This is a genomic window from Tolypothrix sp. PCC 7601 (assembly GCF_025677855.1).
GTDB lineage: Bacteria > Cyanobacteriota > Cyanobacteriia > Cyanobacteriales > Nostocaceae > Aulosira > Aulosira diplosiphon.
On record NZ_CP064879.1, the window covers coordinates 7,283,204 to 7,305,790 of the forward strand.

At 41.6% G+C, this 22,587-nt stretch carries 20 protein-coding genes; 8 read left to right on the forward strand and 12 right to left on the reverse strand.

The window, feature by feature from the left end:
• Nucleotides 1-73: 73 nt before the first annotated feature.
• The 6 genes from HG267_RS29555 to HG267_RS29580 all read right to left on the reverse strand — a co-directional run bounded on the left by HG267_RS29555 (nt 74) and on the right by HG267_RS29580 (nt 3,770).
• Nucleotides 74-529 (reverse strand): diacylglycerol kinase family protein, encoded by a 456-nt coding sequence (locus HG267_RS29555; RefSeq protein WP_045871230.1) that lies wholly within the window; start codon nt 527-529, stop codon nt 74-76.
• 119 nt (nt 530-648) lie between these two features.
• Nucleotides 649-1,170: an rRNA maturation RNase YbeY gene (gene ybeY / locus HG267_RS29560; protein ID WP_045871231.1), complete on the reverse strand. Its 522-nt coding sequence runs from the start codon at nt 1,168-1,170 to the stop codon at nt 649-651.
• A gap of 42 nt (nt 1,171-1,212) precedes the next feature.
• The gene (locus HG267_RS29565; RefSeq protein WP_071989418.1) at nt 1,213-1,368 is read right to left on the reverse strand and encodes a DUF3285 domain-containing protein; all 156 of its coding nucleotides are present in this window, start codon (nt 1,366-1,368) and stop codon (nt 1,213-1,215) included.
• 42 nt (nt 1,369-1,410) lie between these two features.
• Nucleotides 1,411-1,575 carry a hypothetical protein gene (locus HG267_RS29570; protein ID WP_155539330.1) on the reverse strand — a complete coding sequence of 55 codons (165 nt, stop codon included), beginning with the start codon at nt 1,573-1,575 and terminating at the stop codon, nt 1,411-1,413.
• A 96-nt stretch (nt 1,576-1,671) separates the two neighbouring features.
• Nucleotides 1,672-3,591: a squalene--hopene cyclase gene (shc, locus tag HG267_RS29575; protein ID WP_045871233.1), complete on the reverse strand. Its 1,920-nt coding sequence runs from the start codon at nt 3,589-3,591 to the stop codon at nt 1,672-1,674.
• Between the two features lie 17 nt (nt 3,592-3,608).
• Entirely contained in the window at nt 3,609-3,770 is a 162-nt protein-coding gene (locus HG267_RS29580; protein ID WP_155539332.1) for a hypothetical protein, read from the reverse strand.
• A 194-nt stretch (nt 3,771-3,964) separates the two neighbouring features.
• On the opposite strand from HG267_RS29580, the gene HG267_RS29585 reads away from it, so the two are divergent.
• The 7 genes from HG267_RS29585 to HG267_RS29615 all read left to right on the forward strand — a co-directional run bounded on the left by HG267_RS29585 (nt 3,965) and on the right by HG267_RS29615 (nt 13,876).
• Nucleotides 3,965-5,137, forward strand: coding sequence for a glycosyltransferase (locus HG267_RS29585; protein WP_045871235.1), 1,173 nt, complete (start codon nt 3,965-3,967; stop codon nt 5,135-5,137).
• Nucleotides 5,138-5,437: 300 nt separating this feature from the next.
• A complete protein-coding gene (locus HG267_RS29590; RefSeq protein WP_045871236.1) occupies nt 5,438-5,725 on the forward strand; it encodes a Mo-dependent nitrogenase C-terminal domain-containing protein in 288 nt (95 codons plus the stop codon).
• A 187-nt stretch (nt 5,726-5,912) separates the two neighbouring features.
• Entirely contained in the window at nt 5,913-6,587 is a 675-nt protein-coding gene (locus HG267_RS29595) for a response regulator transcription factor (RefSeq protein WP_045871237.1), read from the forward strand.
• A 151-nt stretch (nt 6,588-6,738) separates the two neighbouring features.
• Entirely contained in the window at nt 6,739-7,707 is a 969-nt protein-coding gene (gene arsM / locus HG267_RS29600; protein ID WP_045871238.1) for an arsenosugar biosynthesis arsenite methyltransferase ArsM, read from the forward strand.
• A gap of 478 nt (nt 7,708-8,185) precedes the next feature.
• A complete protein-coding gene (gene arsS, locus HG267_RS29605) occupies nt 8,186-9,205 on the forward strand; it encodes an arsenosugar biosynthesis radical SAM (seleno)protein ArsS (protein ID WP_045871239.1) in 1,020 nt (339 codons plus the stop codon).
• A 746-nt stretch (nt 9,206-9,951) separates the two neighbouring features.
• Entirely contained in the window at nt 9,952-10,320 is a 369-nt protein-coding gene (locus tag HG267_RS29610) for a hypothetical protein (protein ID WP_045871240.1), read from the forward strand.
• A 283-nt stretch (nt 10,321-10,603) separates the two neighbouring features.
• On the forward strand, nt 10,604-13,876 hold the full coding sequence (locus HG267_RS29615) for a CHAT domain-containing protein (protein WP_045871372.1): 3,273 nt from the start codon (nt 10,604-10,606) through the stop codon (nt 13,874-13,876).
• Here the strand turns inward: HG267_RS29615 and HG267_RS29620 are convergent.
• The 6 genes from HG267_RS29620 to HG267_RS29645 all read right to left on the reverse strand — a co-directional run bounded on the left by HG267_RS29620 (nt 13,873) and on the right by HG267_RS29645 (nt 22,082).
• The gene (locus HG267_RS29620) at nt 13,873-14,241 is read right to left on the reverse strand and encodes a hypothetical protein (RefSeq protein WP_045871241.1); all 369 of its coding nucleotides are present in this window, start codon (nt 14,239-14,241) and stop codon (nt 13,873-13,875) included. The genes HG267_RS29615 and HG267_RS29620 overlap by 4 nt on opposite strands.
• A 285-nt stretch (nt 14,242-14,526) precedes the next feature.
• Nucleotides 14,527-16,524, reverse strand: a complete 1,998-nt coding sequence (locus tag HG267_RS29625) for a zinc metalloprotease HtpX (protein WP_045871242.1) — start codon at nt 16,522-16,524, stop codon at nt 14,527-14,529.
• Nucleotides 16,525-16,696: 172 nt separating this feature from the next.
• Nucleotides 16,697-17,236 (reverse strand): SH3 domain-containing protein, encoded by a 540-nt coding sequence (locus HG267_RS29630; RefSeq protein WP_052335235.1) that lies wholly within the window; start codon nt 17,234-17,236, stop codon nt 16,697-16,699.
• Between the two features lie 254 nt (nt 17,237-17,490).
• Entirely contained in the window at nt 17,491-19,353 is a 1,863-nt protein-coding gene (locus HG267_RS29635; RefSeq protein ID WP_045871243.1) for an AAA family ATPase, read from the reverse strand.
• A 46-nt stretch (nt 19,354-19,399) separates the two neighbouring features.
• Complete coding sequence (locus HG267_RS29640; protein ID WP_045871244.1) at nt 19,400-21,307, reverse strand: ArsA family ATPase; 1,908 nt, start codon at nt 21,305-21,307, stop codon at nt 19,400-19,402.
• A 37-nt stretch (nt 21,308-21,344) separates the two neighbouring features.
• Nucleotides 21,345-22,082, reverse strand: a complete 738-nt coding sequence (locus HG267_RS29645) for a GvpL/GvpF family gas vesicle protein (protein ID WP_228045348.1) — start codon at nt 22,080-22,082, stop codon at nt 21,345-21,347.
• A gap of 94 nt (nt 22,083-22,176) precedes the next feature.
• Here HG267_RS29645 and HG267_RS29650 point away from each other — a divergent pair, with 94 nt between their 5' ends.
• Nucleotides 22,177-22,494: a hypothetical protein gene (locus tag HG267_RS29650; protein WP_045871245.1), complete on the forward strand. Its 318-nt coding sequence runs from the start codon at nt 22,177-22,179 to the stop codon at nt 22,492-22,494.
• Nucleotides 22,495-22,587: the final 93 nt, after the last annotated feature.

Consider the following 22,587-nt stretch of genomic DNA (forward strand, 5'->3'; position numbering starts at 1 on the left):
TATGATTTTGTTTAATTGTCACCAGATTTCAATTGCTGCAAACGTCATCAATTATGGAATGAAAGGGTAACACCTAGAAAGAGGACATAATTAAAGTTGCCAAACGTGGCAGCAAAAGCATACCAGCTACTAAAACAGCTACTAACGCTGAAACCAGTACAGCACCAGCAGCACAGTCTTTGGCGATTTTAGCTAGTTCATGGTAAGTCTGCTTAACTGTTAAATCAACCAAGGACTCAATAGCAGTATTTAATAATTCCAAAGCTAAAACTAAACCGCTAGTTATACCAATTACAGCTATTTCTACAGCAGATAGATGTAAAACGAGGCTTAAGGCGATCGCGATCGCACACACACCTACATGAATCCGAAAATTACGTTGAGTTTGAAAACTATAGCTGATTCCAGCCCAAGCATATTTAAAACTAATAAATAAATTAGTAGCTACTAGCCAAGATTGCCGCCGTTCTGGAGCCACAATGCTTGGTAGGCGGTTAGAAGTTGGGGGAACCGAGAGTTTTTGGGACATAGGCTGAAGCATCCTCACATGAAGTTAGTAAAGTTAGATCTGGGCCGATTTTAATGGCGTAAATTGGTTTTCGCCAATTTTATCTAGAAGTTTTTGGGAACTGAGATAAATAATAGTAGTTACTCAATGTCAATCGCAATACCTACTTTTCTCAGCAATATTACCTGCTGTTTTAACATTCTGACTAAACTTTCCTCATCAGGATGATCCCAGCCTAATAAATGCAGTAAGCCGTGAGCAACTAACCAAGCTAATTCGGTCTGCAAACTATGCTCCTGTTGTTGAGCTTGGCGCTTGGCTGTGTCAACGGACACTACAATATCACCTAAATATAAAGGCATAGAGGCGAACATTTCCGCATTTTGGGGAATGTCCACCTCTAAAGCCGCAAAAGATAAAACATCTGTTGGTTTGTCTTGTTGACGATACTGGGCATTTAGGGTCTGAATTTCCGCATCATCTGTCAATCGCAGGCTGATTTCGTAACCTGGTGCAGGTGGTAGCTCGGATTGCAGTATTTCTAACCAACAAGCAAACCAATGTTCCCATGTTTCACCAGCTATCCGTTCATCAACCCCCAAATTTTTACTCTCTGGGGATGATTCGTAAAAATAATCTTGTACATCTAGTTCAACTTGCACTAGCTACAAATTCTCCAACTAACTCAGGGTTTTGGTTGATTTTCAGCGAGTCAAGTAAGCAAGACCTACAAAGACAGCTAATAGCCCTATAGTGGTCAGGAAAAAATGTTTGAGAGAAGTACCGCCTTTCCGCACCATGTTCCGCATGGCGAGTTTGACGTAGCTAGGTTGAGTTTCCTTGGAAGGAGAGTTGCTCATGATGATTTAATCACAAACTCTTTTATATATAAATGTAACAGTTTACCGGATGCAAATGTTATTGGGCATTGGGCATTGGGCATTGGGCATTGGGCATTGGGCATTGGGCATTGGGCATTGGGCATTGGGCATTGGGCATTGGGTAATGAGTAATGAGTAATGAGTAATGAGTAATGGGTAATGCCATTGTCCTCTTTTCTTCCTCATCTCCCTCATCTCCCTCATCTACCTCATCTCCCTTATCCCCAGTCCCCAGTCCCCATTACCCCTTATCCCCAGAGGGGGCCCCGAGTTCCCCAGTCCCTAATCCCCAATCCCTAACACCGCCCGATAGCGGCCAAGGGCAATCAAGGGGAAGTATTGTTGATAAAGGTGGTATTTGAGGTAAAAATGGCAGGGGAAGCCTGTACCTGTGAAATATGACTCGTACCAAGTACCATCTGGTTTCTGGGTGGTTAACAGGTAGTTAATCCCTTGCTCAATGGCGTTATGAGCAAATTTACCAGTGGCTTCACCTGCAGCTATGAGTCCAATTAAAGCCCAGGCTGTTTGGGAGGCTGTACTGGTTCCTTGTCCTTTGAGGCTGGGGTCGTTGTAGGTGCGGCAAGTTTCACCCCAACCACCATCAGGGTTTTGACAGCCTACTAACCAAGCTCCGCCTCGTTCGATGCTTTGTTGCTGAGTTTTTGGTGCAACTAAAGCTAGGGCTGAGAGAACACCGCTTGTACCGTATATGTAATTTACTCCCCAACGACCAAACCAACAGCCTTCTTGTTCCTGTTCGCGTAGAAGATAGGCGATCGCTCTTTCAAAATTTTGCTGATTTATTGATAAGTTAGAAGCACCGAGCATTTCTAATACCCTAGCTGTGACATCAGCTGTGTTGGGGTCAATCATGGCTTTGAGGTCGCCATAGGGTATAGAGTTGAGCCAATCTTGATCGTTGTCGATGTCAAAAGCTGCCCAACCGCCTGGCTTACACTGCATAGAAGCAATCCAATTTAAAGCACGGGCGATCGCAGCTTGTTTTAATTTTTCGTTGGGCAGTTTTGCTTGGTGTAGCGCCATAACTACAACCGCAGAATCATCGACATCTGGGTAAAAGCGATTGTCAAATTCAAACGCCCAAGCGCCTGGTTTTCCTTGACGGTTTTTAATAGTCCAATCCCCGTAGTCAAGAATTTGTTTATCTATTAACCATTCTCCCGCTTTGACAATCGCGGAATCATTGGGGGCGTAACCAGAATCTATTAAAGCTCGAATTGCCCAGGCTGTATCCCAAACTGGGGAAACACAAGGCTGAACGCAGTAGCTATCTGCGGTTTCAATGGCAAAGTTATCAACTGCTTTCAGTCCCCGTTCGACAATGGGGTCGGCGGGGTCATAATCTAGACAGCGCAAAGCTAACAGTGAATTCAGCATGGCGGGAATAATTCCACCCCAATCACCTGTAGCTTCTTGGCGTTCTAAAACCCATTTTTCGGCGGCTTTGATGCCTTCTTTGCGGAAAGGAACCCAATTTAAGCTTTCCGCGAATTTGAATCCTTGATCCAGGGTGATAAATATATCAGTCCAATCACCACTTCTCGGCAATTCCCATTGCACGCGATCGCGTCCTTCTACATAGAGTTCATCGACGCTGATTGCTGGGTCAATTTGGAAAATCGGTTTGCGATCGCAGACAATCAACAACGGTACTGTACTGGATCTCGCCCAACTCGACATTTCGTAGATATTGACGGGGAAGCTATTGGGCAAAAGCATAATCCAGGGCGGTAGGGAAGGAATACCGCGCCAGTCGTAACAGCCAATTAGGGCTAGGTGTAGTTTAGTAAAGATGCGAGTTTTACTGATGCCACCCCGTTGGAGAATAAAAGCTTTCGCCTTGAGCATAGCGGGGTCAGTAGCTGAGACACCCAGGAGTTTCAAAGCCATGTAGGCTTCCACTGTAGTACTCAGTTCTCCCCCATCCCCAAAATAAAGTTCCCAACCGCCATGTTCTCTTTGTTGAGAACGGAGATAATTTTCTACTTTGTGCAAGGGTCTGGTGCTATCTGTTCCCCAAATTTTATGCAGCAGAACAGCTTCAGCCGTAATCGTCACATTAGATTCTAACTCTGCCCACCAATACCCTGCCGGATTTTGAATTGACAGCAGATATTGTTGGCTTTTAGCGATCGCCTCTGCAACTTGATTGGTCGTTGCTCTCTCTTGAGTTTGCATCAAATACTCTTGAACCTCTACACCACAACAAAGTTAATATCGCAATCCGGTGAAAAATATTCTCCCACAATCCCAAGATATACAGCAGTGGGCATGGGGCATGGGGCATTGGGCATTGGGCATTGGGCATTGGGCATTGGGCATTGGGCATTGGGCATTGGGCATTGGGCATTGGGCATTAGGCAATAGACAATAGTTATTTATCTCCCTCATCCCCCTCATCCCCCTCATCCCCCTCATCTCCCTCATCTCCCTCATCTCCCTCATCCCCTTGTTCCCCTACTTCTTCCAGTACGGGTTTTAGCCACATACTTCATGTACCTGAAATATGCTGTAGTATTCTGTCTGAGACATTGAGAAGGGGCAACAGGTCATGGCGGCATTTGTATTATTGTTAACAGCTTTATCTTTATTGATTTGGATAGGATTACTGAGCTTTCGCGGGCAGTTTTGGCGTTGTGACCAGCAATTAGAAGCAAAAGAAATCCCTTTGCCATCTTTACCAAGAATTTGTGCAATTATACCTGCCCGTAACGAAGCAGATTTACTACCTATCACTTTGCGATCGCTGCTACTTCAAGACTACCCAGGTGATTTTAACGTTTTTTTGGTAGACGATCGCAGCACAGATGGCACAGCCGATTTTGCCCAAGGGGTTGCTTACGCCTTAAATAAAGCCGATCAATTTCATATTATTTCTGGCAAATCCCTGCCTCCCGGTTGGAGTGGTAAACTTTGGGCAGTCGAACAAGGGATTCAAATTGCGACTGAGTTTGCACCAGACTATTTTTTACTCACAGATGCAGATATTGAGCATGATTCGGGTAGTCTCCGCCGATTAGTGGCGAAAGCTGAACAGGAAGATTTAGATTTAGTTTCGGTGATGGTGCGGCTGAGATGTGAAAGCTTTTGGGAGCAGATTTTAATTCCGGCTTTTGTGTTTTTCTTTCAAAAACTTTATCCTTTTCGCTGGGTGAATAACCCCAAAAATTCCACAGCTGCGGCGGCTGGGGGGTCGATTTTGATTAGCAAAACAGCTTTAGAGAAAATTGGCGGAATTGCTACAATTCGCCAAGCTTTAATTGACGATTGCGCTTTAGCAAAAGCTGTTAAGGGGAATCAGCAATGGAGACAAGGACGGATTTGGTTAGGATTAAGTGCTTTAACTGAGAGTTTGCGTCCCTATCCTGATTTGGATACAGTGTGGCAGATGGTGGCGCGTACTGCTTATACACAACTCAACTATTCGCCCCTGCTGTTAGCTGGAACAGTTCTAGCTATGACCTTAATTTATTTAATTCCGCCTTTAGCAACCATCTTAGGTGCAGTAACGCTAAATTGGGCGATCGCACTTCTTGGTTTAGCAGCCTGGTTTTTGATGAGTTTTGCTTACTACCCAACGATCCGCTTTTATAAATGTCCAGCTTGGTTAGCCTGTTGTTTACCTGCGATCGCGTTTCTCTATACTCTGATGACTATAGATTCCGCCATCCGTCACTGGCAAGGGCGCGGTGGCGCTTGGAAAGGACGCGTTTACCCTAGTTGAACAGAAAGCAAGGGGGCAGGGAGAAAGGGAGAATGGAGATCTCTGCCCGATTGCAATTTGGTTCCAAGCCTCCGAATTTATTTGTGGAAGATGCCAAGCGGAGTCAAGTATAAATGTCAAGTAAAAATTTCCGGACTGCTACAAATTCAATTTGTAGCTAGATGTGTCAAGCAAAAACAATTTGATTGACAAGAGAACTTAATAATTACTAAGTAAGCGCATAAATTTAAATCACCAAACGTATCAATTAATAGGCATAAAAACCTAAACCAGTACATCTAAATTATCAGGAGAAATATTATGACATCCTTTACACAAATTTTGCTAAATCGTGACCTACTCTACCCAATTCGCCAATGGTTAGAAGGCGTAGAAATTCATAACCGTGAACTAGCTCATTTCTTGTGCAAAGCCATTCCTAGCCAATGTCCTTTTGAGAGAGATATTAAACTATTTGGTCGCAAACTATTTCACATCCCACCAATGTGTAAGTTAAATCCTCTTTATGAGGAAGTCGTGACATTACGGTTTAAAGCTTTGTGTTATCTTGCTGATGAATGTAAAGAAGATGTAGCCGCTTACTGCTAAATATTGATGTTCTGGTAATCAAGCAGTCATAGCTAACCGCAGATTTACGGTTGTTACGTAATCAGAACTATACTAAGCTGACGTAGTACTGATTAGATGTCCGACTATTTAGTAGTTAATACCTATTAAAATTTTTCCAATCTGTATCTCTGCTAACTATATCCTGCTGTAATTATTGACATCCTCTATGAGGCACATCTTACTGGTCGAAGATGAAGTAAAACTAGCTCGATTTATAGAATTAGAACTAAATTATGAAGGCTATCAAGTTAGTACCGCTTACGATGGCTTCACTGCAATTACTGCATTACAAAAGTTGCATCTAGATTTAGTAATTTTAGACTTAATTTTACCAGGTGTATCGGGGTGGGACATTTGCCGTCGGTTGCGAAGTACTGATGAGCAAGTGCCAATAATTGTATTAACGCCCAAAGAAGAAGCAAGCGATCGCATCGAAGTTTTAGATGCTGGCGCAAATGATTATGTAGTTAAGCCATTTAGCCGCGAAGAATTATTATTTAAAGTTAATACACAACTGTGCAAAATCAAGAAGCCAGAAGTCACAGAAATTTTAAAATTTGAAGACATCAGTTTAAATCGCCGTACAAAGGAAGTTTATCGCGGCCAACGTTTGCTGGATTTAAGCGTTCCAGAATTTAATTTACTAGAGTATTTACTCATCCATCCCCGGCAGATTGTTACACGCGATCGCATTATTGAAGACGTTTGGGGTAAATACTTCAGCGGTGATGCTAATATCATTGAACTTTATATTCGCTATTTACGCCTAAAACTGGAAGCTAATAACGAAAAGCGGCTGCTACAAACTGTGCATGGTATTGGCTACGTGTTACATGATTAAAATCCAACTAACGCTGAAACCCTAAACCCCCAGAAAATAAAGGAGTTTAGGGTTTATCGTTTTCTCACCTAAAACTCATGCAATTCTGAGTCACTTGTATTAGGATGCAGAAAGTTGACTCTACAGAACAGCCTACAAGATTGAGTTCGCAATGACCTATTTAGAAACAGCGGCGCAATTCTACCGCGAAGTTGCAGAAACACCACAAGTCGGACTTTGTTGTGTGCAAAGTACACCCCTGCAACTACCAGGACTGAAAATTCCTCTGCCAATGCAGGAAATGAACTATGGTTGTGGTACTACTGTTCATCCTACGGAACTCGCCAATCAACCAACCGTGCTGTATGTTGGTGTTGGTGGTGGGTTAGAAGCCTTACAATTCGCTTATTTTTCTCGTCGTGCGGGTGCAGTAATTGCAGTTGAACCTGTTGCAGCTATGCGCGAAGCTGCTACACGCAACCTAGAAATTGCTGCTCAAGAAAATCCTTGGTTTGATCCCAGTTTTGTAGAAATTCGCGAAGGTGATGCTTTTAACTTACCAGTTGCCGATGCTGCTGTAGATGTAGTAGCACAGAACTGTCTGTTTAATATATTTGAACCAGAAGATTTAACCAGGGCGTTAAAAGAAGCCTTTCGAGTTTTGAAACCAGGTGGACGCTTGCAAATGAGCGATCCCATTGCTACTCGTCCCATCCCCGCACATTTGCAGCAAGATGAACGACTACGCGCCATGTGCTTATCAGGCGCACTCACCTATGAAGAGTATACTCAACTAATTATTAATGCTGGCTTTGGTCAAGTAGAAATTCGCGCCCGTCGTCCTTATCGCCTCTTAGATTCGCTAACCTATAACTTAGAAGAAAACTTACTTTTAGAAAGTCTCGATTCTGTATCTTTTAAAGTTGCCATTCCTGAAGATGGAGCTTGTATTTTTACAGGAAAAACCGCAATTTATGCAGGTACAGAACCATTCTTTGATGACTCCGCCGGACATTTATTGCAACGTGGTATTCCTGCAGCCGTGTGTGATAAAACTGCTGCCAAACTAGCAGCTTTAAAGCCCACAGAAATAATTGTGACTGATTCGACTTGGCACTATGACGGCGGTGGTTGCTGTTAAGGTTTGAACAGATAGGACTCATATTTGATTTTTGAAGTTCACGTAGGAGAGCCAGTGCGTTGCGGAGGTTTCCTCCGTTGTAGCAACTGGCGTTGCGTTAGCGATAGCGTAACGCATCCGTGCCAAACCTTTTCGCTATATAAACAATAAAACTCTTGTGGAGTGGGCATCTTGCCTAGTGGTGTCAACTTAACGTGAACCCCGCTTGGTTGCAAGGTTTCCCCCTCACCCCCAGCCCCTCTCCCACAGGGAGAAGGGAGCAAGAGATTTAGTTCCCCTTCTCCTGAGGGAGAAGGGGTTAGGGGATGAGGGCGCGAGGTATTTGTACAACGCCCGCCCTATATAGCTTTTAGCTTAATTTGACACATATGGGCAGTGCCATGCCCCTACCTGCGTACACAATAAAACTCTTGTGGGGTGGGCATCTTGCCCGCCCAAATTATCAGTTTTTATTTTCATCTTCTAGGAAAACTGAACAATGCAAACTCAAACAATAAATTCAGTAGATATCAAATTAACACCATTTAAACAAAAGCTCACTCAACCTTTAACAAAAAAGACTATATCAGTCTTACAAATCAATCTCGGTAAACGTTGCAACCTCGCCTGTACACACTGTCATGTGGAAGCTGGGCCAAAACGCACAGAAGAACTATCAAAAGAAATCTGTGAACAGCTAATTGAGTTAATTCACAAATTCCCGGAAATTAAAATTGTCGATTTAACTGGCGGCGCACCAGAAATGAATTATGGTTTTAAACCATTGGTGAAAGCAGCTAGAAAAACAGGAAAACAGGTAATTGTTCGTTCTAATTTAACTATTTATTTTGTAGATGGGTTTGGTGATTTACCTGAATACTTTGCTAAACATCAAGTGAGAGTAGTTGCTTCTCTGCCATGTTACCTTGCAGATAATGTTGATAAAATGCGTGGTAGTGGTGTTTTTGATAGTTCAATTAAAGCTTTGCAGTTGCTCAACGCAGTCGGCTATGGCAAAAACCCAGATTTAATTTTGGATTTAGTCTATAATCCGCAGTTACCTACAGGGGAGAAATTTTCTTTAGCGCCGGAACAAACAAAGCTAGAGAAAGATTACAAAATGTTCTTGCAAGAACATTTTGGTATTGTCTTTAACAACCTCTTCACGATTACGAATCTGCCAGTTGGTAGAACTAAAATGCATTTGGAACGTAAGAAAATTTACAGCAGCTATCTACAATTTTTAGAATCAAATTTTAATGCCAGTACAGTTGAACATTTAATGTGTCGTGATGAATTATCAATTGATTACCTTGGCAATGTTTATGATTGCGACTTTAATCAAATGATGAATCTACCAGCAAAAACTCCTAATGGTGAAGCCTTAACAATAGCTAAATTGCTAGAGGCTGGGAGTTTAGATTTAATTAATGAAATCCAAACTGCTGCTTATTGCTATGGTTGTACCGCCGGGTGTGGTTCGAGTTGCGGCGGTGCTTTAGTTGAAAATGGATTTTGATGCATCCAAATGTCATCAAATGACAATTTTGTGAAAAAAACCCTTTCCCCTGGATCGCTAAGGCTGAAATCGGTTTATGATGGCATTAGTTAAGTCTCCTCACACCACACCAAAAAGCCGTGGACTTTGATAAGTCTCCACGGTTTTTATTTGTACGTGACTAATTATTTGTCGTCGGTGACAGATTAGCGATCGCCTTCAGCATAGCCAAAATATCATTTACAATCGCTCTGTTACAGTTGCGATTTTTAATTGCAGTAGCTCTACCTCAAATGTAATTTGCTACATTAATCATGCATCGCTTTGCATTAATGATGTATTGCCCTACATTCACAATGTATCGCCTTACATTAATGATGTATTGCCTTACATTCACAATGTATCGTTTTACATTAATAATGTTTCCCCCTACACAACAATAATGTAAGTTGGGTTAAGCACAGCGCCACCCAACATAAATCTCGTCAACTCAACATATAGATTGGTGTTGGTTACGAAAAGCCTATTTCATAAGCTTTTTGACTTTTGACTTTTGCGAAAAGTTGCGTGGGCGGGTTTCCCGACTTGAGCAAACTTTTCAAGACGACTTTTGACTTCTACGCAGAGGTAGTGGCTGCTTTGCGTTTTTATCAAGGATCGTCAAAAATTAAGTTGCATATCGCGTTAATTACGTGTATTTTCTCAAGCGATTTGAAGTTTAAATTGACACGCTAAATATATAGTCCACTACGGATATATTAACAGCCATGCAAAACACAAATCGCCGTCTCACGCTTCCTATCATCGATGGAGATATTAATTCATTCCACGGTTTGCAAACCATCACTGATTATCAAACTAGCCGAAACGATGCTTCCGCGAGCAAATTAGATGCATCTTATCAAGCAATGTTAAATGCTCAAAAAGCCGAAGTTGAGAAACAAACTTTATACCGTGCTGCGTCTGATGCGGCGCGATTAGCTGAGTGGGAATTTCACAATACGGTGTTAGCGATGAAAGAAGTTGTACGGGGACAGTATGGCTCAGATAGCGATCAAGCTCAAGCTGTGGGATTGAAGAAAAAATCAGAGCGTAAGCGCCCTAGCCGCAAAAAGTTAGTTGAAGCTACAAGTTAATTAAATAGACACGATAAATTACACAACGTCATTGCGAATGAAGCGAAGCGGAATGAAGCAATCCCAACCTCTGCGATTGCTTCGCTTCTCTTTGAGACGCTAACACGAACGCTCGCAATGACTGTAATTAATTTTGTGTGGTTACTTAAGAAGTGAAAAGATAATCCCCTTTATCTGATTCTTTCTTTTGCCTTTTAACTTTTAATTTTTGCCTTATTCAGTCATCTTTTCTGCAATTGATTGAATTATTCTCATCATTATGTTGCGCCTCATACCCTTACCTATGAACGAACAGCGTCAGCAAGCCTATCTCAATCTGATTCGCAGCCTGTTAGATGCCCCCAGTAGTCAAGAACCAGAGATTTTAGCAGCAAACCAAGAATTACTGGATGCTGGCTTTGTGCAGACGGTAGAAGAAGTAGTACAGATGTTTTCACAGCAGGGGGATGAGAATACAGCGAATTGGTTGCAAGGTTTGGCAATGCAACTAAGGGAAGTATTAAATCTAGATACTAAAGTAGATTTGCAATCTCTCAGTGAGGAGGAGATACAGACATATTACCAATTCTTGATTGAGGTACTACAAGTCATTTTAGAAAGTAGAGGTAATTCCCAAGTAGTTTACCCTTTGCTGGCAAAGAATACAGACAAACTCGACGTAGTGTTACCAGAAATATTGCGCCGTTGGGGGATAAATAGACTTGGGGAAGTGAAAGCAGATGAAGCAGAATATTTAGCAGCAGTTATTGTTGAATTTAGCAATCTCATAGCGCAATTCCCCTTAGGTAGCAAAGCCAGCAATATGGAAATTGCTATTACTGGCTATGAAGTCGCGTTGACAGTCTACACCAGAGAAGCTTTGCCTATTGATTGGGCAGCAACGCAAAATAATCTCGCAAATGCCTACAGGAATAGAATAGAAGGAGACAGGGCAGATAACATTGAAATTGCGATCGCGGCTTCTACTGCTGCTTTAACTGTTAGAACTCCTGAAACTTTGCCTATTGAATGGGCAGCAACGCAAAATAATCTCGCAAATGCCTACAGCGATAGAATAAAAGGAGACAAGGCAGATAACATCGAAATTGCGATCGCGGCTTCTACTGCTGCTTTAAGTATCTACACTAGAGAAGCTTTGCCTTTTGAATGGGCAGGAACACAAAATAATCTCGCTGTTGCCTACTGGGAGAGAATTAAAGGAGACAGGGCAGATAACATTGAAATTGCGATCGCGGCTTTTACTGCTGCTTTAACTGTTAGAACTCCTGAAACTTTGCCTTTTGAATGGGCAGCAACGCAAAATAATCTCGCTGTTGCCTACAGTGACAGAATTAAAGGAGACAGGCCAGATAACATTGAAATTGCGATTGCGGCTTTTACTGCTGCTTTAACTGTCAGAACTCCTGAAGCTTTGCCTATTGATTGGGCAATAACGCAAAATAATCTCGCAATTGCGTACAGGGAGAGAATTAAAGGAGACAGGGCAGATAACATTGAAATTGCGATCGCGGCTTTTACTGCTGCTTTAACTGTCAGAACTCCTGAAACTTTGCCTTTTGAATGGGCAGGAACGCAAAATAATCTCGCAATTGCGTACAGGGAGAGAATTAAAGGAGACAGGGCAGATAACATTGAAATTGCGATCGCTACTTATACTGCTGCTTTAGGTGTATACACCAGAGAAACTTTGCTTTTTGAATGGGCAGCAATGCAATATAATCTCGCTGCTGCCTACAGGGAGAGAATCAAAGGCGACAAGGCAGATAACATCGAAATGGCGATCGCTGCTTCTACTGCTGCTTTAGGTGTCTTCACTAGTGAAACTTTACCTCAAAACTATGCAGAAAGTTTGTGGGGGCTGGGAATTGCTTACCAAGATGTAAATCGGTTTGATTTAGCATACAATGCTTTTAAGTCTGCCATTGACACCATAGAATCTTTACGAGAAGAAATAGTATCTGGAGAAGAAAGCAAGCGTAAACAAGCAGAATACTTTAACCAAGTTTATAGCTGCATGGTAGAAGTTTGCCTGCAATTAAATAAGATTACCGAAGCAATTGAATATGTTGAACGTAGTAAAACCCGCAATTTAGTTGAACAAATCCTCGAACGTGATTCTAAAACCATCTTCCCTCCAGATGTTGTTACTCAACTAGAAACCTACAGAGATGAAATAGCCGCAGGACAATATCAAATCCAAAATGGTAAAGCGGAAAATCCTCAAGATTTAGCAAAACGTCTCCAAGAATTGCGGCGACAGCGTAATGAATTGCAAAACCGCTATTTACTTGTTGGTTATGGTTTTGATTTTAATTTATTCCAAGCTCAGTTGAATGAGAATACAGTCATCATTGAGTGGTATATTCTGAATGATAAAATCCTGGCGTTTATTGTCACCAAAACAGGAAATTTAACAGTTTGGCAATCCCAACCAGCAAATTTAGAAGCTTTAGAAAATTGGGTAAATCAATATTTACGAAATTACTATCTTCAAAAAGACCAATGGCTGAATAGCTTAGAATCAGAACTGAAGCAATTAGCTGCAATTCTGCACATTGATGAAATAATTGCAATCATAAATCAGCTATCAGAGTATTGTAATCAACTCATTTTAATTCCTCATAGAGGCTTGCATCTATTACCCCTTCATGCACTCCCAGTCAATCAAAATACTGAAAGTCATTCTAGTCTTCTGGATTTATTTGCTGGTGGTGTTAGCTATGCACCCAGTTGTCAAATACTGCAACAGGTACAACAGCGTAAACGTCCTGATTTCCAATCTTTGTTTGCAATTCAAAACCCCACAGGTGATTTAAACTATACAGATTTAGAAGTACAAGTTATTCAAAGCTACTTTCATCCTGCCAACGTCCTGAAAAAAACAGACGCGACACTCACAGCAATTAATCAATCTGAATTAAATACTTACCACTGCGCCCATTTTAGTTGTCACGGTTATTTTAATTGGACAAATGCTAGTAAATCTGGTTTGATATTAGCCAATGCAGCAGTCGAAGACACAGCAACAAAATCTAACTCTGAACGTTACTTAAACGTGCGCGCCGGGGAAACTCACGATTTAGAAAAATGTCTGACATTAGATAAAATATTTGCTCTGCAATTAGAAAAATGTCGCCTCGTTACCCTTTCCGCTTGCGAAACTGGATTGATTGATTTTCAAAATACCAGTGATGAATATATTGGTTTACCTAGCGGTTTTCTGTTAGCAGGTAGTCCCAGTGTTGTTAGTTCCCTATGGAGAGTAAATGATTTGTCTACTAGCTTTTTAATGATTAAATTCTACGAAAACTTATTCACATTTGATAAATTCGCAGCAGGGAATGTTGCCATAGCCCTTAAGGAAGCTCAAACATGGCTACGAAATCTGACAGTTGAGGAAGTAGTCAGATTTTGGGAAGATAAAAAGATACTTGCCCAATTGAGGAGAGGACAAGTATTAATATATGAGGAATCTTTGAAAATAATCAAGAAACGTCAACCCCTACCTTTTGCTCATCCTTACTACTGGGCTGGATTTATCGCTTCTGGACTTTAAGCATCAGATTCAGGGACTTTACAAAACTTTTTCGCACCCAATTTAAACACCAATATACTAAGTGCAGTTGCAGTACCTAGAGGAATACCTGCACTTGCAGCCAATGGTTCGATAATTGGAGCGATGAATCCAGATTCTAAAGCGTCTCTAACTTCCTCTTGACAAACAAATTGGCGAATTTTTTCTAACCAATCGTTTAATCCTCTATCTGCTTCCTGTGCAGTTTCCCGCATAACTAGCAGTGGAATTGCATCATCTAAATAGCCTTCACACTCTTCTATAGCATCTAAAGCCGCTAAAGCCTCTGGGCTATCTGCCAACTGACTGCGAAACTGACTAATTTCCGCTGGTGTAAGGGTAAGCATTTATATAGTTTTAACCAGTAAATACACGAATAACTAGATAATTATACATTTCATGCTTAATTTAGAAATATAGAAATTGCTCGCACAACATCAACAGTAGAAACAATATTGCTTGCTTGCGATCGCTTCTAGCTCGTTTTGGCTCAGACGAGGTTTAAAATGAAACCTTTCCCACCTTGCTACCACTGCACCAAATCCTGTTGAACAACAAAAAAACGGAGGTGGTAAACAACCACCTCCTTGGCAAATTACAGCTTGGATAATTAGAAATGCTCTGCGAATAGGCTAACTGCTGCTGACAAATATCGTCAAGGCTACTCCTAAAATAATTGCCCCGCCACCCAGTATAAATGACCAGAAGCGATGGTAACTATTGACAACCGTACCATTCTCACTTTGAAGTTGAATCAAATCCATCCAAGGCGCAACACCGCGACGGAACCAACCCACAGCCTCAACTTGTTCACCCAATAAGCTTTGGACTCGCTTCATCCCAAACAAGAAATTCCCAATAGGGCCAAAGCGTGAGGCGTAGTGCAGATATAACATTCCACTACGGTCTTGAATTTTTAAATCAGAACCAAATTTATAACCTGCATCACCACGCCCAATCAGTTGTCCTTCCAGTTTTGCAGGTTGTCCGCGCAAAGTGCTGGCGTAGGGGTCTGACATGAGAGTGAGAATATCGGTATCTGCGGCTTGTTTGTAGTCGGGGAACATCACCAAGGCTTTGATCAAAATTCCTGCGCCTAAGCCGATGAGTGGTGCGCCAAATATCAAACCAGAATGGGAAGAACTAGACCACACAATCACGCCTAAAACTAAGCCAGCTAAAAAGCCGATAGTTTCCGCGCCATACAACACCACATCTAAGAAGAAATTACCGTAAAGCTTACTTCTATTGAGACTCTTACCTTCCCCAATTACTCGCCCCATATCAAACTCTGTGGGTAAACCCAACTGTTCTGCATAGGTACTAAGGGCGCGGACTCGTTTACCAGTTAGCGGGTGAGTAGAATTTAACTCCATCCACCAACCCCAAGGGTTAAACATATCCCACAAAAAGACGCGACCAATTTTTTGCGGATCGGAAGCAATGCGGTAAGCGGTTCCAGTGGAAGCTGCGGCTTTGGGGTCATAAATACCCAAGGCGCGGGTTCCTTCAATCAAACGACTCGGTTCTTTTGTCTTCTGACCTTCTTCTAGTATCCCGTAAGCAATCTTGACCAAAGCACGAGATAATCCATTGGGGTTACCCGTGGTTTCCGCAGCAAAGTGGTCAGCAAAGTATTCTCTGGTACGGGAGAGATACAGTAGCAAGTAAGTACCAACAACATAGAAAATATAAGCAACAAGAGCAGCAGTCTGCATCGCGTCTTTGATTTTGTTATCGCCGCCGCCACGACCAAACCTATTAGCTGTGCTGTAAATTAAGTAGCAAATTTGCACTAAGGTAGAAGCTACTGTCATCACTGCAAAGTCCCAGTGAACAATATGCCCTAATTCATGGGCGTAAACAGTAGCAACTTCATCATCATCTAAATAACTAAAAAGCCCCTGACTGACGACTAACCGGGCGCTATTAGGCAATGAGCCATAAGTAAAAGCCGTAGGGTTTTGGTCGTCGATAATACCCAGCCGTGGGGTTTTGAGGTTCTTCTGTTGACAGACTTGCTGAATCACTCTTGCTGTTTCTGGACTGAGGCTTTCTACTTCCGCCAACTCTACCCAGCGAGTTTGATAAAGCCAACTTTGGGTTAAGTCCATCAAATAAGGCGACAGGAAAAAAGCAGCCAGATTAAAAACTAAAGTGATGGTAATAGCGATCGCTAATCCTTGGACTGGATTATCACTACCTAAAATAAATACTAAGCTCAAGCCTAAAGCGAACACCATCCCAAACAGCAAGGTGATGGTGACACCAGAAGCTAAAGCCAGACTTCCACCCACACCACCCATTGCTAATTTCACACCAGCCGCCGTCGCACGTCCGGCTGGTGGTACAGTTCTGGGTTGTGTAACTGGTGCTTGCGGGAGTGTTTGACGTGCTTGTTCAGCCCAACTCCGCACCTGAGGATTATCACTCATCATTAGCCGTTGACACAGGATTGATGCTTTTTCAATCTGTCCTGTGCCTTGATAGGCTTTCATCAGCCACATTTGTGCTGAAAGATAATCTGAAGAATTTTGGTCTACAGCATTCCGGCTGACTTGTTCCAAGATTTCAACAGCTTCGGAATAACGTCCTTGGTTAAAGGCATCTAATCCAGATTGCAATGACATAGTATCTCCTTAGTAAAGGAGTAGTAATTGATCAATCAATACTCATAGATTCAGGATTCGTCATTGGCATTTCGTAAAACTTAAACAGGTGACTGGGGATTGGGGATTGGGGATTGGGAACTATGTAGTTGTGAGTGTTGCTGGTTGTTGGTTGGTGATGGGATGCGATCGCCTAATGTACAGGACAAGTAATAATGCATCCTTGGGGCCATATCGATAGCAAGTCTTCTCTGACCCAACCACTCGCATTATTTGGGAACTTGACACGATACCAACGATATTCACCTGCATTTTGGTAGGAATCCTCCACTGTCACCAAATCACCTGACAGCCCACTGTGCAGCACTTTGCTGTTTAAGTTAGGAGAAGAACGCACGTTAATTTTATATCCACGCTCCCCAGCTATAGTTGCATAACGCTTCTTGCTTGGCTGGAACTTAACTAAATCTCCTCGTATCCAACCGTTTGCTGTTCCTTCCACTGTTGGCTGTACATAGTACCAATAATCGCCATCATCTCCGTAGGTAATATTTAAAACCTCTACATTACTGCCCAATGGTAAGACTTCTTCTACAGAGGCTGTTAAAGATGCACTAGTTCGCAAATTGCTGTCAGTCGTCAAGGTTGCCGGACGAGCCATTGCAGGCAATACTGTATTCATTAATGTGCCAACAGTTAAAAATCCCACCGTTAGCTTTTTGATTAAACTCATAAATTCCCCACAAGATATTCGATAACCAAAGAATAAAATCGAACCCGCAAACCAAGTTCACTAAATATAAATACAGAGAAAATCAGAACTTTTCCGAAAAAGCGAGTCTTCTAGTTAATCAAAAATCTTGTTTGTAGAATAATGAGTTTCTTCCTTTGATAGGGAAAAAGGGAAAAGGTTAAAGGTTAAAGGGAAAAGATTTTTCAACCCCTCCCCTTCCCCATTCCCCATTCCCCATTCCCCCTTCCCCCTTCCTAACCAGGCCGCTGCTCAGTCAACACCTGATAAGCATAATTAAAATCATCAGTAGTGATTCTGATATCTGCGGGTACTGTCTGCCCTTGGGAACGGAAACGGCGAATTGCTTCCACAGCCGCTTGATTACACAGCAATGTTAAGTCTGCACCATTCCAGCCTTTGGTCATCTCTGCCCAATATTCCAAATCCACATCTTGCAGAGGTCTTCCTTGGCTATGAACTTTCAAGATTGACAGACGGCTGCTGAGATCTGGTAGATCTACTTTCATTTGTAAATCTAAGCGTCCAGCACGTAATAAAGCTGGGTCTAGAGCATCAGGTCTATTGGTGGCACCAATTACTAAGATAGTAGTTCCCACTTGTAAACCATCTAATTCAGTGAGTAATTGACCAACTACGCGATCGCTTACTCCAGAATCACCATTGTAACTGCCTCGGGCTGGGGCTAAGGTATCAATTTCATCAATAAAGACTACGCAGGGGTCTGCTTGTCTGGCTTTGGCAAATAGTTCCCGTACTGCTTGTTCGCTGGCTCCCACCCAACGGCTCAGTAATTCTGGGCCGTTCACACCAATAAAGTTGGCTCTAGCTTGGGAAGCCACAGCTTTGGCTAGTAAGGTTTTACCCGTTCCCGGAGGCCCCCACAATAATATGCCTTTGGGTGCTAGGGCTTTGGTTTGCAGATACAGTTCTGGATACAGTAACGCCCCTTCCACAGATTCGCGCAGGGTTTGTTTAATTGATTCCAAACCACCGATATCTTCCCAAGCTATATGAGGAACTTCAACTTCGACACTCCGCAGTACCGCAGGTTTGATTTCTTTGAGGGCTTGTAAAAAGTCTGACTGGTTAACAGTCATATTTTCTGGAACTTTTTCCTCAATCGAAGGAACATGACGGCGCAACGCAGTATAAGCAGCTTTTTGACAAACAGCTTTCAAATCAGCCCCCACAAATCCCACTGCTCTTTCAGCAATGAAATCCAGGTCAACTGTCCCATCTAAGGGCATAGCGCGGGTGAGAATTTGTAGAATTTCTTTACGCCCGTTACAGTCGGGAATGCGGAACTGAACTTCCCGATCAAATCTTCCTGGGCGGCGTAAAGCCGGGTCAAGATGATCGGGGCGATTTGTCGCCGCTAAGACAATTACACCTTGGCTTTGAGAGAAACCATCCATCAAACTCAATAGTTGGGCTACTAAACGTTTTTCTACTTCCCCTTCCACAGCGCTGCGGTCTGGAGCTAAACTATCAATTTCATCAATAAAGATAATACAGGGAGCATTTTTAGCAGCTTTCTCAAAAATTCCCCGTAGTCTTTGCTCGGCTTCACCGTAATATTTACTGATGACTTCTGGCCCAACGAGGGCGATATAGTTAACGCCGAGTTCTTCTGCTAAAGCGCGGGCGGTGAGAGTTTTACCTGTCCCAGGAGGCCCAACTAACAATACACCCCTTGTAGGTTCTAACCCCAGCTTTGCTAATAAATCGGGACGTTTTAAGGGAATAGCAATCAGTTCCTTCAGTTCTTTGAGAACTTCACTCAATCCACCCACATCTTTGAGGCTATAACCCGAAGGTGCATCAGGTGGAATCACAGATTCAGAACCTCCGCCATTACCGCCACCGCCATTGCTAGCACCACCACCAGAATTAGCTGGAGGTTGAGTGCGGAAGCGACTAGTACCAACATCATTAGCCATATTATTGGGGCGTGGCACATTCCCATAACGAGGAATACTGCTCATTGGGCGAGAGTTAATTTGCACATCTGTTTTAATCTCGCCCTTTTCCACTTTTTCTTCTAGAGTTTTCACTAACTCTAAGAATTGCTCAAATCCCTTAAATAACTCACTCATAAAATACCTCAGATAGTTAACTTTAAAAATCCCGCTTTTCTGGCATTTAGCTGTTATTGGCAATTAATTCTTCAAATTCAAATAACAGATGTGCTGCACATTGAACTCTCACTACCGGCTCTACAGAACGTGGTAAATTCGGTAAGCGGATAATTGTTTGTTCGGGGAACAAACTGCCATCAATTTCCGCTTGTGGATTGTAGCGATTTTGCACCACATAAGGTTGATTAACTCCCATCTTTTTCAAAGATTCTGTTAATCTAATATGTTCAGCAATAATTGCCGCTTCTGCTTGAATTACACCAATAAATTGCGTATCTTTGGGATTTTTTAACTTCTTTTGTGCCTGTACAACTTGTTGCCGTAAACCCCGCAACCGCCCAATTACATCTACATGACCCAAAACATTTTGATATTTCATCCACAGCTTAAATATCCAGGTTAACCAATCTCCTAAAGCCGATGGCATTTCTAAAAAGCGCAGGAGATGGCCTGTTGGTGCTGTATCTAAAATAATTAAATCTGCTTGGTTACTATCTAATAGATCCATCACAGTGACCAGAGATAATATCTCATCAATGCCAGGTAAAGCTTGAGACATAATCTGCCGCCAAGCTTCTGGTAAGTAAGCAACATTCACTGTGGAATCTGTTTGCGAGCCTTCCCCACTAATCATATCTGCTAATTCCCACAGATAATCTGAACGGAATTTGTCGATTACTTTAGTTTCATCAACTTCTTGTCCGCTCAAATTAGCAGTTAGCATGACAGGCTCATGTCCCAAAGTTTGCCCAAAAGCATCTCCTAAAGAATGAGCCGGATCTATGGAAATTACTCGAATTTTTTTATGGGGATAATGCTGGGCGCAAGCCCAACCTATAGCGGCTGCTACTGTGGTTTTACCTACACCTCCTTTACCACCCACAATAATTAGTTGACATCCTTGAGCCAAAAAATCACCAAAACTCGGCAAGATTTTATTGGGCCATTGAATTATTGGTGGTGGTGCAATTTCAACATGGTCAATGATTTGAATTTGGGCAGCTAAACTATCTAACAACTTGCTACCTAAGGGAGGTGCTTGTTGTTGGGGTACGATGAATACAGGTTTTTCAGGTGCTATCTGTAAGTATTTTGTGAGCAAATTTTGCTGTTCTGCATAACGGTCTGTTTCTACTTCATTATCTGTCAAACAGCGATTGACAAATAATCCTGCATAGGGGACTTCTAAATCTTTTAAACTAGCTAAAAAGCGCTCAGTTTCTAACAAACACATCGGTTCTGAAACTGCGACTACTAAACAGCCAGTAAATTTCTCATCTTGCAGTAATCGTCTGCCTTCTGCTAATTGAAATTTCATGTCAATCAAGAAGCGATCAACATCATCTTCTGTGTAATTACCCGTAAAACTTTTGGTAATCACTCGATGTTTTTCTTGGAATAATTCAAAGGAATTTAAAATAACATCTAAAAAATCTTTTAATCGTAATAAATTTAATGTATGCCCAGAAGGAGCCATATCGAGAACTACCCGATCCACCTGCTTTTCTGAAAGCAGACGTTGAATTTCTAGCAAACCCATCAGTTCATTTAAACCCGGCCAATTTAAATCCCAAACTGGTGCTAGGTCTTCGCCATCTGCTAAACTACCTCGTTCAACTAGTAATTCTAAAAAACGGCTATACTTTGCTTTAAATTCTAACAGCAGCTTTTGGGCATCTAATGCTTGCACGCTTAAATTAGGCAAATCGGCTAGGGGTAAAGCTGTGTCGTTTACTTCTGCAAGTAAGACATCGCCTAAAGAATGTGCTGGATCTGTAGAAAGTAACAAAATTCTTTCTTGAGGAAACTTCTTAGCCCAATAACGCGCAAAACTGCAAGAGATGGTGGTTTTACCAACCCCACCTTTGCCGCTAAACATGACTAAATTAAGTAAGTCGTAGTGGTTCATCATAAACCTAGAAATTTATAGCAAAGCTGGTAAATAATAGTCAAACAAAGTGGTAAGGAGGTAATCCTTCTCCTAAGCAAAAATCCCAACGGGGGCAAGCTTCTTGCCAAGTTAAAAACTGCTCTAAGAATGAAAGTTTGTCTTGATGGTTAACTAAAAAGTAAACCCGAATTTCTTCGCCTTTATCTTGAACAATCACAGCAGATTGATAAATATCGGTGATGAGATTAACCAGACTGGATTTTTCTTCAGCCTGTGCAATCATGTAAGCTTTTTGATTTTCAAAATGTTGTTTTTTCGCTAAAAAATAATCTCTACCTCCACTGATAGAGGATTTTACGGGTTCTTGAAAAATCCGAGGTAGAAGTTTTAAATTATATTCAGTTTTCCCTTGAATATAATCTAATTTCTCACGATACTCTGCACCGTGAGATTCTATATGCTTGAGTAATGTGGCTGGAGAAGCAAAAGAAGTACCAAAACGCAAAGGTAAAATTGTGGTTTGTTGAAATAGTTCACGAATAATGCGATCGTGAGCTAAAACCATTTTGATAACTTGTTCATCATTATTTTGCACTGATTCTAAAGATATTCCTGGCTCAACAACGGCAGAAATACCAGAACCATGAATTAAGAATAACTGACTAGTATTACCCTCTGGTAAATTTAAGGGAATATCAGGAGTATTAAAAAAAGCATAAGTGTAGAGATTTAATGATTCCATTCTGGCAACCAAATCAAAATGAGTGAGAATTATGTTTGTTTTTAGTGCATCCATACTGACACAAATTTTAAAAAATATTAAATATATTTTTATCCTTTACAATCCGATTTTCTTGGTTATAATACAATCAATTGTTCAGGAAAATTAAATGAAAAATCTTCGTAATCGCGGCACAATTAGACCTAAAGTAACTACTATGCCTCGTAGTAAATCTGAAGCTTCCAGCCAGTTAGAACTCTATAAACTTGTAACAGAACAGCAAAGAATTAAGCAGGAGTTACATTTTATAGAACAGCGCACAGTTATTTTAAAACAGCGTTTGAATTCCCTAAAAGACCAGATAGCCGACACAGAACAAAATATTAATAAATTACGCCAATCCGACCATAGACATCCTAATTTACCTAAGCGTCCTAATATCTTTTTTGAAGCTAACAATTACCAAGCTTTTGAAATTGAATATTAAGTTTCAAATTTTTTAGTAATTAGCTACTATTAGAACAAGTAACATTAAATTATTAACCCGCAAATGCGGGTTTTTAATTTAATTATCTATAAA